Source organism: Nocardia veterana NBRC 100344, assembly GCF_000308855.1.
Lineage (GTDB): Bacteria > Actinomycetota > Actinomycetes > Mycobacteriales > Mycobacteriaceae > Nocardia > Nocardia veterana.
The window spans coordinates 38,052-54,643 of the sequence record NZ_BAGM01000007.1 but is presented as its reverse complement, the minus strand read 5'-3'; the positions used below and the strand labels follow the sequence as shown (position 1 = coordinate 54,643).

At 67.4% G+C, this 16,592-nt stretch carries 15 protein-coding genes; 6 read left to right on the top strand and 9 right to left on the bottom strand.

Features of this window, described 5'->3' with window-relative positions; translation table 11 throughout:
* Window positions 1-49 precede the first annotated feature (49 nt).
* The 6 genes from ON37_RS01360 to leuA form a co-directional block, all read right to left on the bottom strand.
* The gene (locus ON37_RS01360; protein ID WP_040715556.1) at window positions 50-760 is read right to left on the bottom strand and encodes a type 1 glutamine amidotransferase; all 711 of its coding nucleotides are present in this window, start codon (window positions 758-760) and stop codon (window positions 50-52) included.
* Window positions 760-2,007, bottom strand: coding sequence for a Mur ligase family protein (locus tag ON37_RS01355; protein WP_040715554.1), 1,248 nt, complete (start codon window positions 2,005-2,007; stop codon window positions 760-762). The genes ON37_RS01360 and ON37_RS01355 overlap by 1 nt, the downstream gene beginning before the upstream one ends.
* A 91-nt stretch (window positions 2,008-2,098) precedes the next feature.
* Window positions 2,099-2,716: a pyridoxamine 5'-phosphate oxidase family protein gene (locus tag ON37_RS01350; protein WP_040715703.1), complete on the bottom strand. Its 618-nt coding sequence runs from the start codon at window positions 2,714-2,716 to the stop codon at window positions 2,099-2,101.
* Between the two features lie 134 nt (window positions 2,717-2,850).
* Window positions 2,851-4,605, bottom strand: a complete 1,755-nt coding sequence (locus ON37_RS01345; protein WP_040715553.1) for a hydroxysqualene dehydroxylase — start codon at window positions 4,603-4,605, stop codon at window positions 2,851-2,853.
* Between the two features lie 115 nt (window positions 4,606-4,720).
* On the bottom strand, window positions 4,721-6,943 hold the full coding sequence (locus tag ON37_RS01340; protein ID WP_245552923.1) for a MinD/ParA family ATP-binding protein: 2,223 nt from the start codon (window positions 6,941-6,943) through the stop codon (window positions 4,721-4,723).
* Between the two features lie 257 nt (window positions 6,944-7,200).
* Window positions 7,201-9,027, bottom strand: a complete 1,827-nt coding sequence (leuA, locus tag ON37_RS01330) for a 2-isopropylmalate synthase (protein ID WP_040715552.1) — start codon at window positions 9,025-9,027, stop codon at window positions 7,201-7,203.
* Between the two features lie 201 nt (window positions 9,028-9,228).
* Here leuA and ON37_RS01325 point away from each other — a divergent pair, with 201 nt between their 5' ends.
* Complete coding sequence (locus ON37_RS01325) at window positions 9,229-9,870, top strand: hypothetical protein (protein WP_040715550.1); 642 nt, start codon at window positions 9,229-9,231, stop codon at window positions 9,868-9,870.
* Window positions 9,871-9,913: 43 nt separating this feature from the next.
* Here the strand turns inward: ON37_RS01325 and recR are convergent, their stop codons facing one another.
* Together recR and ON37_RS01315 are read right to left on the bottom strand one after the other, a co-directional pair.
* The gene (gene recR / locus ON37_RS01320) at window positions 9,914-10,522 is read right to left on the bottom strand and encodes a recombination mediator RecR (RefSeq protein ID WP_040715549.1); all 609 of its coding nucleotides are present in this window, start codon (window positions 10,520-10,522) and stop codon (window positions 9,914-9,916) included.
* Window positions 10,523-10,541: 19 nt separating this feature from the next.
* Complete coding sequence (locus tag ON37_RS01315) at window positions 10,542-10,883, bottom strand: YbaB/EbfC family nucleoid-associated protein (protein WP_083892641.1); 342 nt, start codon at window positions 10,881-10,883, stop codon at window positions 10,542-10,544.
* Between the two features lie 146 nt (window positions 10,884-11,029).
* On the opposite strand from ON37_RS01315, the gene ON37_RS01310 reads away from it, so the two are divergent.
* From ON37_RS01310 to ON37_RS01300, 3 genes are all read left to right on the top strand, one after another.
* Complete coding sequence (locus ON37_RS01310) at window positions 11,030-11,647, top strand: hypothetical protein (protein ID WP_083892628.1); 618 nt, start codon at window positions 11,030-11,032, stop codon at window positions 11,645-11,647.
* Window positions 11,648-11,713: 66 nt separating this feature from the next.
* The gene (locus ON37_RS01305; RefSeq protein ID WP_040715546.1) at window positions 11,714-12,535 is read left to right on the top strand and encodes a MerR family transcriptional regulator; all 822 of its coding nucleotides are present in this window, start codon (window positions 11,714-11,716) and stop codon (window positions 12,533-12,535) included.
* A 50-nt stretch (window positions 12,536-12,585) separates the two neighbouring features.
* Window positions 12,586-12,939: a VOC family protein gene (locus ON37_RS01300; protein WP_040715545.1), complete on the top strand. Its 354-nt coding sequence runs from the start codon at window positions 12,586-12,588 to the stop codon at window positions 12,937-12,939.
* A gap of 39 nt (window positions 12,940-12,978) precedes the next feature.
* Here the strand turns inward: ON37_RS01300 and ON37_RS01295 are convergent, their stop codons facing one another.
* Entirely contained in the window at window positions 12,979-13,410 is a 432-nt protein-coding gene (locus ON37_RS01295) for an SRPBCC family protein (protein WP_040715544.1), read from the bottom strand.
* Between the two features lie 371 nt (window positions 13,411-13,781).
* Between ON37_RS01295 and ON37_RS01285 the strand changes: the two genes are divergently transcribed.
* Both ON37_RS01285 and ON37_RS01280 read left to right on the top strand, forming a co-directional pair.
* Window positions 13,782-15,248, top strand: coding sequence for an FAD-binding oxidoreductase (locus ON37_RS01285; protein WP_051031029.1), 1,467 nt, complete (start codon window positions 13,782-13,784; stop codon window positions 15,246-15,248).
* The gene (locus ON37_RS01280) at window positions 15,245-16,564 is read left to right on the top strand and encodes a class I SAM-dependent methyltransferase (protein ID WP_040715542.1); all 1,320 of its coding nucleotides are present in this window, start codon (window positions 15,245-15,247) and stop codon (window positions 16,562-16,564) included. Before ON37_RS01285 ends, ON37_RS01280 begins: the two co-directional genes overlap by 4 nt.
* Window positions 16,565-16,592 lie beyond the last annotated feature (28 nt).

Genomic DNA, 16,592 nt, shown 5'->3' with positions numbered 1-16,592 from the left:
GCGTTACATGCCGGATCGCTATATCAGGTGGTGGCGGAGCAGGCGGTGATCACGCCCGTAGGCGTTCGCGGCGCAACCGGTCGACCTCCGGCAAATCGAGCGGCGCGAGTTCGGTGACGCCGAGAGCCCGCATGAGCAGATGATCGGCGAGCTCCGGATTGCGGGCCAGGGCCGGACCGTGCATGTAGGTCCCGATGACCGAGCCCTGCACGACCCCTTCCGAACCGTCACCGACACCGTTGCCGACACCCTTGGTGACTCGGCCCAGGCCGGTCGCGTCCGGCCCGAGAGTCGTTCCGCCGCGGTGGTTCTCGAACCCGGTCAGCGGTTGGGTGAGACCGGCGAGCACCGGGTTGGTGGCCACCTCACCGATGGCCCGGACCCGCTGCGGGGAAGTCGTCACATCGAACAGCCCGACACCGTCCACACGCTCCCCGGCCGAGGTCTGATACCAGTTGCCGAGCACCTGGATGGCCGCGCAGATCGCCAGTACCGGAACGCCTTTCGCGGCCGCGCGCTGCAGACCGGGATAGCGCTGCAGGTGCCGGGTCGCCAGCCGCTGCGCGGAGTCCTCGGCCCCGCCCAGGGTGTAGATGTCCAGCGATTCCGGGACCGGATCGTTCAGCGTGATCTCCACGATCTCGGCGTCGATTCCACGCATGCGCAGGCGCTGTCGCAGCACCAGCGCATTGCCGCCGTCACCGTAGGTACCCATCACATCGGGCAGCACCAGCCCGATCCGCACCGCCGACTCGGCCATCAGTGGCTATCTCCTGCTCGGGCGTCCAGATCGCGGTTCAGATCCCGGAACGCGGTGTAGTTGGCCAGCACCTCGACCCGCCCAGGCGGACAGGAAGCAATGGCGCGCAACGGATTCGGCACGGTGGTGTGCTCGACACCAGCGTAGGTCAGGCGGACGCCGAGATCGGTGGCCCGCTCCCCCGACGCGACCACCTGGGTCCCCTCGAAGTGTTCGAAACGCACATCCCACAGCCAGGACAGATCCTCGCCGTCGGGCACCTGGCCGTTGACCGCGATCACCAGCCCCGTAGCCGCCGGGTCGATCATCGACAGCGCCTCCTGCCAGCCGGCCGGATTCTTCGCCAGCAGCAGCCGTGCCGAATGGTCGCCCACCGTGACGGTGCGATACCGCCCCGCGATTTCGCGCACGGTTCCCGCGGCCTGCGCCGCAGTCTCCGGGCTCGCGCCCAGCGCCACCGCCGCGGCCACCGCCTGCGCGGCGTTGCCGCGGTTGGCCCGGCCCGGAAGGGCAAGGTGCAGTGGCAGTTTCAGATCGTCGGGACCGCACAGATGGTCCGCGTCCACCCACCACTGCGGCTCCGGGCGCTGAAAGTCCGCCCCGGTGCTACGCCAATGCGTGCCCTCCCAGACGATCGGCTCACCGCTGCGCGGGCAACTGGTGGCGTCGACCGCCCAGCCGCTGCCGGCCGACACCCACACCACATTGGGGTGGTCGTAGGCGATCGAGGTGATGAGCACGTCGTCGCAATTGGCGATCAGGACGGTATCGGGGTGGCGCGCCATCCCCTCGCGCAACTTCCGCTCGATCATGTTGATCTCGCCGACCCGGTCGAGCTGATCGCGGCTCAGGTTCAGCAACACCACCGCGGCCGGATTCAGGGCGTCGGCGACGTGCGGCAGATGCAGCTCGTCGACCTCGATGGCGGCCAGCGGCGCGGTCCGGTCGATGCTCAGCGCGGCGACGATTCCGGCGTCCATGTTCGCGCCGTCGGCCTGGGTGACCACCCGGCCCAGCTCGGCCAGCGCCGCGGCGGTCATCCGCGTGGTGGTCGATTTGCCGTTGGTGCCGGTGACCAGCACCGTGCGCCGGTTGCGGCCCAGCTGGGTCATGATGTCGGGGGCGATCTGCAGGGCGATCAGCCCGCCGATCATCGACCCCTTACCGCGTCCGGCCTTCTGCGAGGCCCACGACGCCGCTGCCGCCGCCCGCAACGCCAGCCGTCCGCGCACCGAGATGTCTGCCACGACGCGAGTGTATTGGTGACGACCCACGGGTGCGCTATCGGCCGATGTGATCTCCGACGGGCGGCGTCCGGATCGCGGGCCCCGTAGCGGATCAGTACAGCATGCGCCGGTAGTTCTCCGGCGAGTAGTACTCCTGCAGCTCGGCGAGCGATTCAGTGGTGTTGTGCTGGACCTCCTTCACCAGCACGGCATGGCTGGGCAGCGGATCCGCGGGCCACCGTTCGGGCCGCCACAGTTCGCTGCGCAGGAACGCCTTGGCGCAGTGGAAGAAGATCTGCTCGATCGCCACCTCGACGGCGAGGATCGGGCGGTGGCCCTTGACCACCAGCTCGTCGAAATAGGGTGCGTCGCGCACGAGCCGCGCACGGCCGTTGACCCGCAGGGTCTCGTTGCGACCCGGAATCAGGAAGATCAGGCCGACGTGCGGATTCGACAGGATGTTGAAGTATCCGTCGCCCCGGCGGTTGCCCGGCCGCTCGGGGACGGCCAGGGTGCGGTCGTCGATCACGTGCACGAATCCGGCCGGATCACCCTTGGGCGAGGCATCGCAGTTACCGTCGGCATCGCTGGTCGCCAGGACGACGAAGGGAGCGGTCGCGATCCACTCCCGGTCACGCGGATGCAGGCGCGTCCGATCCTTCGTCGCGGCCCGCGGGGTCGGCTCACCGAGCAGTTCCCGAAGTTCGGCGGCGCTGGTGATCTCGCTCATCACCTCATTGAACGCGCGCGATCCGGCGTTGTCAGTCGGTTCGGTCACACCACCCGGGGCGGTGCGCGGCACACCCACCCGGACCTCGTGCCGAATCCCCGGTCCGCCAACGAATTTCACCCGGGTGCGGCGGCCTACATCGGCACGTCGAACATGTTCGGCTGACCGGCGGCGTAACGCGCGATGTCGAGTTGACGCAGCGGCTCCAGCTGGGGAGCCCGGTACAGCTGGAACAGCCGGCAGCGGTCGGCAGCGGAACCTGCCACGTCCAGCAGCGCGTTCACCGCGGTGCGCGCGGCCTCGCACGCTCCCTCCATCGTCGCCAGGTCGATATTCGTCCGTACGTAATCGCCTGCCAGAAACAGATTTTCGATGGCGCCGTGCACATTCGGGCGCGCGGCCCACGAACCGGCGGTATTGATCAGCAGCGGATCGGCATTGGTGTTGCGGCGTTGGGCGGCATCCCAGCTCACCCCGGTATCCAGGAACCACGACACCAGATCCGAATCCTCCAGTGCCGCACGGCCTTCGAGATGTCTCCGCAGCTGCGCCCACACCTCGCGGGCGATCTCGTCGTGCGTGCATTCGATCGCCGGCTTGCCGTACAGGATGCCGGGAGTATTCCAATCCGAGATGTCCACCGACAGACAATCCCGGACCGAACCGTCGCCCAGATCGGAAAACTTCGTGCGCGACCAGAACTGATTCTGCGCGATGGAGGTCAACGACCACGGCGAATCCACATACGCGGTATGGCCACGCGCGATTTCCGTGGGACGGCGCAGATAGAACTGGATACCGCTCATCCAATTCACCACCAGGCCGTTCATGGCGGCCAATTCCGGCTGTAGGGCCAGAATTTCCGGCGTCCACAAGGTGCGCGCCACCTCGACCGGGACGGCGAGAACGAAGTAGTCGGCGTCGACCGCACGATCGCCGCTGCCACCCGCCACCCGGGCACCGGAAATGCGTCGATCACGCACGTCCAGACCGCGTAGCTCGGCAGTTTCGAACCGCACTCCCAGGCCGCGCAGATGCGCCACCCAGGGGTCGATCCACGCCTCGTTGGTCGGGCCGTTCAGCAACCGGTCCAGTGGGCCGTCGTTACCCGTCTCCAGCGGATTGCCCAGGAACTGCTCGCCCATCGCGCCGATCGTGCGAGTGCTGGCGTGATCGTCCTTGGCCGCGACCAACAGGGTCGTCAGCGTCCGCGACATCAACATGCGGAATTCCTGAGACCGGCCGCGCGCGCCGACGAAGTCACGCCAGGCCAGTTTCTCCCACTGACCGAATCGGCGCTCGTCACAACTGGTGTTGAAAACCAGCAGGCGATTGGCGAAATAGGCCGCGTCGGTCATCGGCATCTTCATCGAGGTGGAGATCACCGAAGCGACGGTCTGCCGGAAATCGTCCGGCGTGGCCCACGGTTTGCCGGCCCGGCCCATCGGCACGATGGTGTCGTCCGACCCGGCGCGGGAGAAACGCGCCTCCGCGGCGGGCACCAGATTGTCCCAGACGCCGTTGGCATTACCCGCGAAGGGAATGCGCCGCATGGTGTCGGGAATATGGTGATAAAAGCCCGGGAAGAAGCGGAAACCGTGCTCGCCCGGCAGGTCCGGCCGGCCGCCGCGACCGCTGCCCGCGACCGGAATGCTGCGGGCCTTACCGCCGAGCGCGCGACGCTCGTATACCGTGACGTCGAATCTGCGTTCGGCCAATTCGTGTGCCGCGGTCAGGCCCGCGACACCACCGCCGAAAATCGCGACCCGCCGACCGGGATCAGCATTCGCACGAATCGGGCGCAGCATCGCACCCGCGGTGAGCACACTCGCGCCGACCGCCCCGCGAAGTACCGTCCTTCGCGAGACGGCTCCGTATTGTTCTGCCATCTATCGCCGACCTCCACACCGCGGGTAACTGTATGCGGTGCGGGGCGGTCCCGGATCGATCGGGGTAACAATCCGGCCGGGCCACAATTCGGCGGCACCGGAAATCCGCCGGAAATCAGTACCCCTGCGGTCCCGGATACGGCCCCTGCGGTCCGGGGTACTGCGGCTGCGATCCCGGATATTGCGTCTGCGGCCCCGGGAACGGCGGCTGCGGGACGTGATACCCGAAATCGTCGGCGACCATCGCGGCCAACTCCAGCAGCGCCCGTCGGGTCGGCTTGCTGACCAACTCCAGGTCGATCTCCGCGCCCTCGGCCAGGTGATCGTCGAACGGCACCACCTGTACCGCCCGGGTGCGGTCGAGGAACAGTTTGCGCAACTGGTCCAGATCGACCGTCGACGCGCCGCGGCGAGAGGCGTTGACCACCACCACGGTTCGCTCCACCAGTTTGCTGTAGCCGTGATGCTCCAGCCAGTCCAGGGTGGCCGAGGCACTGCGGGCGCCGTCGATCGCCGGCGAGGTGACCAGGATCAGCGAACTCGCCATATCCAGTACACCGGCCATCGCCGAGTGCATCAGTCCGGTGCCGCAGTCGGTGAGGATGATGTTGTAGAACTGCTGCAGAATGCCGATCGCGCGCCGGTAATCGGCCTCACTGAAGGCCTCCGACACCGCCGGATCCTGTTCGCTGGCAAGAACTTCCAGACGGCTCGGCGCCTGCGAGGTATGTGCCCGCACATCCGAATACCGGCTGATGTGCTGATCCTCGAGCAGATTGCGCACCGTTGAGCGGGTTTGCCGCGGAACCCGATGCGCCAGGGTGCCGAGGTCGGGGTTGGCGTCGATGGCGATGACGCGGTCGCCGCGCAGCGAGGCGAAGGTAGAGCCCAAACCGACTGTGGTCGTGGTCTTTCCGACGCCGCCCTTGAGCGACAGGATCGCGATCCGATAGTCGCCGCGCACCGGCTGATTCACCCGATCCACCAGTTCGCGGTAGATCAGATCGGCCGACGACTCGCCCGGGTTGATGGCGCCACCGGTGACCTTGTGCACCGCCCGGCGCCAGCCGCTACGCGGGGAACGGCGCGCCCGCTTGAGCAGGTTGAGGTCGTTGACGGAGCTTCCGGGCGGTCCCGGCTGCGCCATATTTTGCGGCTGGAACGACGGCTGCTGCGGTTGCGGCTGATAGCCCTGCTGCGGTCCCGGACCGCCCTGCCAACCGCCCTGCTGCGGCGGTTGCTGCTGGGCCTGGGCCGGCGGCTGCGGCGGCTGATTCGATGGCAGCAGCGGTGGCGCCCAGCTGAAGATGGGGCCACCGGCCTCGGACTCACCGGCCTGCTGTTCGGGCGCCGGCGGCGGGCCCTGCCGCTCGTCGAAGACGCGGCGGACCATGCCGTCGGAGCCGATCTCCTGCCGGATCTCACCGTAGGGCGTCTCCTGACGGACCTCGCCGTAGCCGGAGAACTCATTCGGCTCACCGGGTCCCTGCGGGAAGCCACCGTGCCCACCGGGGTTGTTGCCCGGTGGGGCGAAACCGCCCTGCTCACCAGGGTTCCCGGGCGGCGCGTAACCACCCTGCTCACCCGGATTGCCGGGCGGCGGGAAACCACCCTGCTCACCCGGGAAACCACCGGGTGCGAAACCACCTGCCTCACCGGGATTTCCGGGTGGCGGAAAGCCCTGATCGCCCGGGTTGCCGGGCGGCGGGTAACCGTTCTGCTCGCCCTGATTCGCCGGGGGCGCGAAACCGGCCGGATCGCCCGGCCGGCCCGGGGGCGGGAAACCCCCCTGCTCGTCGGGATGGCCGGGCGCTCCGAAACCGCCCTGCTCACCGGGGAATCCGTTGGGCGGTGCGAACCCGTCGGGCCCCGGGCCCGCCCACGGCGGGGGGAAGCCGTTCGGATCACCAGGCGGGGCGAACGGCCCGGAATGGTCGTTCATCGGGAAGGCGCCCGGCGGAGCGAAACCCGGATTCGGCGGGTACGGCCCACTTCCCGGCGGCGCGAAGGGGCCGGACGGCGCGAACCCACCCTGATCGGGCGGGGTGAACGGCCCGCCCTCGGGCCCGAATTGCGGACCGGAGGCGAAGACGGTCTGCTCGATGCTGTCGGGCACCGGCGGGATGATTCCCGATGCGGCGTGCTCGAACTCGGCGGCCTCCTCGGCCTCGGCGCCGTTCGGTTCGGCCTCGGCCTTCGGCCCGGCCGTCACCTCCGGCTCCGCATCTGAATCGTCCTGCGACGGCAGCGAGATCGGATTGTCCTGTTCGGCAGCTGTTTCGCCCGTTCCCTGCCCATGCAACCACGGCGGTGAAGTGGAGTTGTCGTTAGTCGTCACGTTTCCCCCATCTGCTCGACAGAGTTCGAGCAGAGAGCTCGCGGCCAATGCGCCACAACGCTAGCACGCTGGCCGAATGCGGGTCTCCCGGTGAATCTCCGCACGCACCCCGTACCGGACCCGTTGTCGCAGCACACCGCCCACCGCCTTCCCGGCGGTGGGCGGTCGCTGTTGTCGAGCGGGCTGACGGGCGCGGGCTGCGCGGGCGCCGGTGCGATCAGCTGGAGTGCAGGATCGTTCAGCGCGCGCAGGATCGATCAGCGCGCGCGCAGGGCGCGGTTCACCGCCGACACCACCGCGCGCAGCGAGGCGGTGGTGATCGAGGTGGCGATACCCACGCCCCAGGTGACCTTGTCCCCGATGGCGCATTCGACATAGGCGGCGGCCTGTGCGTCGTCGCCCGAGGACATCGCGTGTTCGGAGTAGTCCAGCACCCGCACGTCGTAACCGATCGTCGCCAGCGCGTCCACGAACGACGCCACCGGACCGTTACCGGAGCCGACGATCTCCTGCTCGACACCGTCGACCTTCACCACCGCCGTGACGGTGTCGGTACCGGAATCGGTTTCGGCCGCGGTCACCTTCTGCCGGATGCGCTCCAGCGGCAGGATCGGGTTCAGATACTCCTCGGCGAAGACGTCCCACATCTCCTTCGGAGTGACCTCGCCGCCCTCCCCGTCGGTGATCTTCTGGATCGCCTGCGAGAACTCGATCTGCAGTCGGCGCGGCAGCACCAGACCGTGGTCGGTCTTCATGATGTAGGCGACGCCGCCCTTGCCCGACTGCGAGTTCACCCGGATCACGGCCTCGTAGGTGCGGCCCACGTCCTTGGGGTCGATCGGCAGGTACGGAACCTCCCACACGATGTCGTCGACGTCGGCGCCGGCGGCATCCGCGGCGGCCTTCATGGCGTCCAGCCCCTTGTTGATCGCGTCCTGATGGCTACCGGAGAACGCGGTGTAGACCAGGTCGCCGCCGTACGGGTGCCGCTCGTGCACCGGCAGCTGGTTGCAGTATTCGACCGTGCGGCGGATCTCGTCGATATCGGAGAAGTCGATCTGCGGATCCACTCCACGGGAGAACAGGTTCATCCCCAGGGTGACCAGGCAGACGTTGCCGGTCCGCTCACCGTTGCCGAACAGGCAGCCCTCGATGCGGTCGGCGCCGGCCTGATAGCCCAGTTCGGCGGCCGCCACCGCGGTACCGCGGTCGTTGTGCGGGTGCAGCGACAGCACGATCGACTCGCGGCGGGCCAGGTTGCGGCTCATCCACTCGATGGAATCGGCGTACACGTTCGGCGTCGCCATCTCGACCGTCGCGGGCAGGTTGATGATCAGCGGCTTGTCCGGGGTCGGCGCGATGATCTCGGAGACCGCGTCGCACACCTCGCGGGCGTACTCCAGTTCGGTGCCGGTGTAGGACTCCGGGCTGTACTCGTAACGCCAGTTGGTGTCCGGGTAGCGCTGCTCGATCTCCAGGCACAGCTTCGCGGCGTCGGTCGCGATCTTCTTCACCGCGTCGCGGTCGGCGCGGAACACCACGCGTCGCTGCAGGATCGAGGTGGAGTTGTAGAAATGGACGATCACATTCGCGGCGCCCTGGCAGGCCTCGAAGGTGCGCTCGATCAGTTCGGGGCGGCACTGGGTCAGCACCTGGATGGTGACGTCGTCCGGGATCGCGCCGTCCTCGATGATCTCGCGGACGAAGTCGTAGTCGGTCTGGCTCGCCGAGGGGAAGCCGACCTCGATCTCCTTGTAACCCATCCGCACCAGCAGATCGAACATGCGGCGCTTGCGGGCCGGGCTCATCGGGTCGATCAGGGCCTGGTTGCCGTCGCGCAGATCGACCGCGCACCAACCGGGAGCCCGGTCCACCACCCGGTCCGGCCAGGTGCGGTCGAAAGGACTCGGCGCAGCGCCGAATGCCGGGCTGCCGCCCGGGACCTCCTCGTCGAACGGCCGGTACCGGAACGTCGGCATCGAGGAGTTCTTCTGCTTGTTCCACGCGGGCTGATCGGCGGGCGCGGGTTTGGACGGCGCGGTGATGGTGCGCGTACCGGATACGAAGGCGTCAGCGGGTGACATGGCGTTTCTCCGAGGGTGTGGGTGGGTGTCCCAAGTATGTGGGTCGACCGGCACAGCTGAACCCCGCGACGGGAGCCGGTCCGATTCAGACCCCGTCGCGGCGGCCGAGGAGGAGTGCCCGCTGCATGATGTCGGCCAGTTTACAGGTCGCCGCGGAGGCGAGGAAAGGAGCCTCGCCACACCACCACGTAGCCTGGCCGAATGAGTTACGACCACGTCCTGCTTCCGGTCGGCGCCGCCACCTCGGCCGACGCCGTCGAGACCTACCTCGCCGGGCAGCAGGGACAGCCCGAAACCGACGTCGTGGCGGCGATGGCGGCCGAGCTCAACCGGCGTAACGACGCGCTGCCCGAAGCGGACGGGTTCCTGAGTGTCCCGGCCGGCGGCGACGAGGCCGGCGCCGCGCTGTACGTCGCGGCCCCCTACGACGCGATCGGCCACGTGCGATCGCTGCTGTTCGAGCTGGCGACGCCGCGCGACTACGCGCTCTACGATCCGCAGCTGGACTGGCTGATCGATCCGACCGGCCGGGTCGATGTCACCGTCACCCACGGCGGTGCGGGTGAATTCCCCTATCTCACCGAGAAACTCGCCCACCAGTGGATTCCGGAGCTCGCCGAACCGAATCCGTACCTGATCGTGGAGCGCTCCGATCACGTCTACATCCAGACCTACCGTGACGAACCCGGCCTGTTCACCCTCGAATACCGCGACGGCGGACCGGACCGCCATTTCGGTGTGCAGCTGGAGGACGGTACGCAGGTGGCCGCGCTGATCTGGGATTGGACCGTCGGCGACCGGAGCCGGCTGGACGCCCTCGCCTGGGAGGCCGTGAGTTTCTGAACGGGAGCCGACCCGGGTGTGCGCGGCGCCGATCGGCCGAAACCTAGAGCGTCCGCCGTCCCGACAAGGCCCGGCCGAGAGTCAATTCGTCGGCGAATTCCAGATCGCCACCCATCGGCAATCCGGAGGCCAACCGGGTCACCGACAGCCCCGGGAAATCGCGCAGCATCCGGACCAGATACGTGGCCGTCGCCTCACCCTCGGTGTTCGGATCGGTGGCGATGATCACCTCGGTGACGTCGACGCCGTCCTCCTGATTCCCGATGCGCCCCAACAGCTCCCGAATACGCAGCTGATCCGGACCGACGCCGGAGAGCGGATCCAGCGCGCCGCCGAGGACGTGGTAGCGGCCGCGGAACTCGCGGGTGCGCTCGATGGCCTGCACATCCTTGGGCTCCTCGACCACGCAGATCATGGTGCGGTCGCGGCGCGGGTCGGCGCAGATGCGGCACAATTCGCCGTCGGAGACGGTGCCGCAGACCGCGCAGAACCGCACGCCGTCGCGCACCTTCTGCAAGGCCGATTGCAACCGATCGATCTCCGGCGGTTCCACCGACAGCAGATGGAAGGCGATGCGCTGCGCGCTCTTGGGACCGACCCCGGGCAGTTTGCCCAGTTCGTCGATCAGATCCTGAACCGGACCCTCGTACACGGATGCGTCCTACCGAGACTCAGAACGGCAGGCCGGGCATGGCACCGCCACCACCCATACCGCCGGCCAGCGGGCCGAGCTTCTCGGCGGCCAGCTGCTGGGCATTGGCCATCGCGTTGTTGACCGCGCCGACGATCAGATCCTGCAGCGTCTCCACATCGTCCGGATCGACGACCTTCGGGTCGATCTGCAGCGACTGCACCTCACCGGTGGCCTTGATGGTCACCTTCACCAAACCGCCGCCGGCCTCACCCGCCACGTCGGTCGCGGCGATTTCGGCCTGCGCGGCCATCACCGCCTGCTGCATCTGCTGCGCCTGGGCGAGCAGTGCCTGCATATCGAGCTGTCCACCAGGCTCCACGGGATGTCCTCTCTGCGGGATGCGGATGCGCACCAGCCTAGTCACGATCGGGTAGCGGCCGATACCGGCCCGGGTGCGGCCATCTACCATCTGATACCGGGGTCGGGGACGGACACAGGGTCGGGAACATCCGGTGGAGGCCGGCCATGTATCGCAAGCGAGATCAACACACTGACGCATCGGGGCATTCGGCTGCCCGGGCACGCCGGCGACGGCTTTCGGCGCTGGCGGCGGTCGCCGCGACCGCGGTCCTGGGCATCGTCCCCGCGGTGTGGGCCCCGACCGCCGCGGCCGACCAGGATTACGGCGGCGGATGTGTGCTCTACACCGACAATCCGGCGGCGACGGTCGATGCGCTGCACAACCACTGTTCGGTGGAGCAGCAGTACGCGATCTACCGCGCGGGGCAGCGCGGTGACGTCCCGCACGGGGTCACCAACGGCTGGGTGACCAGCCCGCCCATCATGGAGGCGGTCGCCCCACCGTTCTGGATCGGCAAGATCTTCACAACCGGGCCCGACGGCGGCACGCTGACCAACCGCATCACCGCCGCCGGCATCGAAGGCTTCCCCGCCAACGTCTATTCCGGCCCGTCGCGCATCGACGGCCAACCGGCCTGGCTGTTGGATTACGCCCCCTCGATCACCCCCCAGATCCTGGACGAGATCCGCCAGATCACTCCCGGCGTCTGGTTCGGTTATTCGTGGTGGCGCGGCTATTTCCAGACCACCCCACTACTCACGTTCGCCCTCACCGAGCAGTAGCGCCGACGCGAAGCGGAGGGCCAACAGTATTGACTCTCCCCTCGCTGGAGGGTGTGTGCTGTAGGCATGACGGCGACAGTCTCCATCGGGGAGTTCTCCCGGCTCACCTATCTCAGTGTGAAAACGCTGCGCTACTACCACGAGATCGAGCTGCTCGAGCCGGCATCGGTCGATCCGGTTTCGGGGTATCGGCGTTACTCCACGACACAGGTGGAGCAGGCCCATCTGATCCGGCGGTTGCGCGATCTGGATATGCCGATGCCGGAGATCCGCGCGGTGCTGGCCGCGCCGGATCGCGCCGCTCGGGACGCCGCCCTGGCGGCGCATCTGGAGCGGATGGAGGCGGAGTTGCTGCGGACCCGCGATGTGGTGGCCTCGCTGCGGGCGCTGTTGTCCCCGCGGTCCCCGATCGACGTGCAGTATCGCGTGATTCCGGAGTTCACCGCCCTGACGGTGCGTGCGCTGGTGTCCCGCACGGAGATCGGCCAGTGGTGCGGAGCAGTCTTCCCACGCCTGGACGAGCTGCTGGCGAACGCCGGAGTGGCGCCGACCGGCCCGAGCGGGGCGACCTATTCGGCCGACTTCTTCGAGAACGAGGTCGGTGAGGTGGTGGCGTTCGCCCCGGTGGCGGTGGACTCGACTGCCGCCCTGACCGCACACGCCGATGCGCGGATCCGGCGATTTCCACAGCGCCGCTTCGCGATTGCGGTACACGCCGGCCCGTTCACCGATTTCGACCGGACCTACGGCGCGCTGGGTTCCCATGTGGCCGAACACGATGTCGCGCTGGCGGAGCCGATCCGGGAGATCTACGTGGTGGGCCCCTCGGAGGCCGCCGATCCCGGCACCTACCGCACCGAGGTCTGCTGGCCGATCGAATCGGCCTGACCGCACCGAGCCCTATCACTCACGAAATACCCACGAGGAAAGGACATTTCATGTCGATCACGCTGTCCGCGGTCACCTTCGACTGCAAGGACGCCGCGGCACTGGCGAATTTCTACGCGCAGTTGCTGGAGCGCCCGGTGGACCCGGAGGCCAACGAGTACTTCGCCTCGATCGGCCGGCAGGGCGGAGACGGCCCGGCCCTGATGTTCATTCAGGTCCCGGACAAGAACCCGGGCAAGAATGTGGTCCACCTCGATCTGAGCGCGACCGATTGGCGCGCCCGAATCGACCGGGCGGTGTCATTGGGCGCCGAGCACATCGGCGATTTCGACGAGTACGGGGTCCGCTGGGTGACCCTGGCCGACCCCGAGGGCAACCTCTTCGACCTCGCGGACCAGCACTGAGAGCCGCTCCGCCGCAGTAGCTCCGCGAGGACGGCGGACCTACAGCTCGCGCTTCAGGTTCTCCAGCACCTCGGCCTGAATCTTCTTCAGGCCGAGCGGCGCGAAGATCCCTTCGAAGAAGCCGGCCACACCGCCGGCGCCCTTCCAGGTGGTGCGGATCGTCACCTGTGAGCCCTCACCGGACGGAGTCACCGTCCAGGTGGTGACCATGGTCGAGTTCGAATCCCGTTCGGTCACCATGGAATCGGAGACGGTGACGACGGCGTGGACATTGCGGGAGCGCTTCTGCGTGGCCTGCAGTGTCCATTCGGCGACGGTCCCGGCGCCCTTGCCGCCCTCGAGCACCTTGTAGTCGTGGTAGTGCGCGGTGAGGATGCGCGGCCGCACGTCCTGATAGTCCGCGATCGCTTCCAGCACGCGCTGCGGTTCCGCAGCGACGACGGTCGAGCTGGATGCACTGACCTGTCCCACAATGAGCTCCTAGTTCGATCCGGGTTCGGATGGTCGGGCCGTTCTGCCGGCTCATGCTACGCCGAGTCCGGTCCGGATTCGGATCGGCCGACGCGCCTCTCGCGGGTCCGCGCGACACACCACCGGACAGCACAAGCGGAACGCCGGTTCCGGCGGAAGCGGCGATTTTCGACTGGTTCGTCACATCCGCGCAGCACCGCGCCACGCCTACGATTCCGACCGGAAATATGTCCGCGAGCAGGACCTATATCGGTGTGCGAGAGAGGGACGCGATCTTCGAACGCAATGCAACATATGCGTGAAGAATCGCCGCGATAGGTACCCTCGCGGTGGCCGGGCGAAACCCGGAGCGATAGCGTCAGGGGGTGGCAGTGAGTCTGTTGGGGAAGGCCGGCCGCGCGCCGGCCGCACGCGAATCAGGTTTTGCCGCGCATCGAGAAGGTGTCGAGCGTCTGCTCGCCAGCTATCGTGCGATTCCTTCCGACGCCAACGTGCGGTTGGCGAAGAAGACGTCGAACTTATTTCGCGCCCGGGCGAAGAACCCCGCACCCGGACTGGATGTTTCCGGCCTGACCCGGGTGATCGCCGTCGATCCCCAGGCGAAGACCGCGGATGTCGCCGGAATGACCACCTATGAGGATCTGGTCGCCGCGACGCTGCCCTACGGCCTCGCCCCGCTGGTGGTACCGCAGCTGAAGACCATCACCCTGGGCGGCGCGGTCACCGGTCTCGGCATCGAGTCGACCTCGTTCCGCAACGGCCTGCCGCACGAGTCGGTACTCGAAATCGACGTGCTGACGGGCTCGGGCGAAATCCTCACCGCCGGGCCCGAGGGCGACTGTGCCGACCTTTTCCGGGGTTTTCCGAATTCCTATGGCACGCTGGGCTATTCGACGCGCCTGAAAATCGAGCTGGAATCGGTGCAACCGTATGTGGCGCTGCGCCATGTCCGTTTCCACGATCTGCGCGAACTCGAGGCCGTGATGGCGCGGATCGTCATCGAGCGCAGTTACGACGGTGAGCCGGTGGATTATCTCGACGGCGTGGTGTTCACCGCCGACGAAAGCTATCTGGTGCTCGGCCGGCAGACCGACGAGCCGGGCCCGGTCAGCGATTACACCGGCATGGACATCTACTACCAGTCCATTCGGCACGACGGCGCCCGCCCGAAGCGTGATCGGTTGACCATTCACGACTACCTGTGGCGCTGGGACACCGACTGGTTCTGGTGCTCACGCGCATTCGGCACGCAGAATCCGAAGATCCGCCGATTCTGGCCGAAGCGGTATCGCCGATCCAGCTTCTATTGGAAGCTCATCGCGCTGGACCACAAATACGACATCGGCGACAAGCTCGAGGCGCGCAAGGGCAATCCGCCCCGGGAGCGGGTGGTGCAGGACATCGAGGTGCCGATCGAGCGGACCGCCGACTTCCTGCACTGGTTCCTGGAGGAAATTCCGATCGAGCCGTTGTGGCTGTGCCCACTACGGCTGCGGGACAACGGGAAAACGCCCGACGGCGGACGCGCTCCGGCAGTGGTGGACCCAGCGCGCCCGTGGCCGCTGTACCCGCTGGAGCCGGAGCGCACCTACGTCAACGTCGGCTTCTGGTCGGCGGTGCCGACCACACCCGGTGCACGCGAGGGCGCGGCCAACCGCGCCATCGAAGATCAGGTCGCCCGCCTGGACGGCCACAAGTCCCTCTACTCGGATTCCTACTACGAAGAAGACGAATTCGCGCGCCTCTACGGGGGCGATGTCTACGCGAATCTGAAGAAACGATACGACCCCGATCATCGTTTGCTGGATTTGTATTCGAAGGCGGTGCAACGCAAGTGACGACATTCAAAGATTCTCAGCTACCTCCGTTCTCGGAGCTGGGGACCAAACTCAGCATTGCCGAGATCTTCGAGACACTCGTCGACGGCGAGGTCCCGATCCGGTTCTCCGCCTACGACGGCAGCGCCACCGGACCCGACGATTCGAAATTCAGCCTGCAGATCCGCAATCCGCGCGGCATCAACTACATCGCCACCGCGCCGGGCGATCTCGGGATGGCCCGGGCCTACATCTCCGGTGACATGGTTGCCGAAGGCGTGCACCCCGGCGATCCGTACGACATCCTGAAGGCGATGACCGACCTGAAGTTCCGGCGCCCCTCGGCGCTGGCCCTGGTCACCATCGCCCGCTCGCTCGGCTGGGATGCGCTCAAGCCGATCGCCCCGCCCCCGCAGGAAACCCTGCCGCGCTGGCGCCGGATCGCGCTGGAGGGCCTGCGGCATTCGAAGAACCGCGACGCCGAGGTGATCCACCATCACTACGACGTGTCGAACCGGTTCTACGAGATGGTCCTCGGGCCGTCGATGACCTACACCTGTGCCTGCTACGAGGACGAGAGCCAGACTCTGGAGCAGGCGCAGGAGAACAAGTACCGCCTGGTCTTCGACAAGCTGAATCTGAAGGCCGGCGACCGGTTGCTCGATATCGGCTGCGGCTGGGGCGGTATGGTCCGCTACGCCGCACACCGTGGGGTGAAGGTCATCGGCGCGACGCTGTCGAAGGAACAGGCCGAGTGGGCGCAGGCGAAGATCGCCGAGGAGGGCCTGCAGGATCTGGCCGAGGTGCGCCACAGCGACTACCGCGACATCCCGGAATCGGGTTTCGACGCACTGTCGTCGATCGGTCTGACCGAACACATCGGTGTGCACAACTACCCGAGCTACTTCACCTTCATCAAGAACAAGCTGCGCGACGGCGGTCTGTTCCTGAACCACTGCATCACCCGGCCCGACAACACCCGGACCACCAAGGCCGGCGACTTCATCGACCGCTACGTCTTCCCGGACGGTGAGCTGATCGGTTCGGGCCGCATCATCACCGACATCCAGAACGTCGGGCTCGAGGTGCTGCACGAGGAGAACCTGCGTCCGCACTATGCGCTGACCCTGCACGAATGGTGCAAGAACCTGGTCGCCAACTGGGACGCTTGCGTCGAAGAGGTCGGCGAGGGCACCGCGAAGGTGTGGGGCCTGTACATGGCCGGTTGCCGACTGGGCTTCCAGCGCAACGTCGTTCAGCTGCACCAGGTGCTGGGCATGAAGCTCGGCCCGGAGCAGACCTGGGACGTCCCGCTGCGCCCGTGGTGGAAGGCCTGAGTCGAACGACCGCTACGCCGGGATCGGA